This is a genomic window from Leifsonia sp. SIMBA_070, assembly GCF_046534635.1.
Lineage (GTDB): Bacteria > Actinomycetota > Actinomycetes > Actinomycetales > Microbacteriaceae > Leifsonia.
Genome location: NZ_JAWRYK010001087.1, coordinates 1 through 228 on the forward strand (window position 1 = coordinate 1; position 228 = coordinate 228).

At 65.4% G+C, this 228-nt stretch carries 1 protein-coding gene; it reads left to right on the forward strand.

Annotated features, from left to right (window positions below):
• Nucleotides 1-228, forward strand: a 228-nt coding sequence (locus SB754_RS23500) for an ABC transporter substrate-binding protein (RefSeq protein WP_410784638.1), incomplete at both ends; no start/stop codon positions are given.

A 228-nucleotide genomic window follows, 5' to 3' on the forward strand; every position in this document is an offset into this window, starting at 1 on the left:
CTCCGCGCCCACCCCCCTGCTGGCCGAAAGCTGGAGCCAGTCCGAAGACGGCCGGACCTACACCTTTAAGCTGCGCCGGGGTGTGACGTTCCATGACGGCCAGCCCTTCAACGCCGAAGCCGTCTGCGCCAACTTTGACCGCTGGTTCAATTTGCCGGCCTCGGCCCGCGGTTCAGGGCACCTTGCCTACGAGGCAGTCTTTAATGCGTACTCGGACAGCCCCGCCCT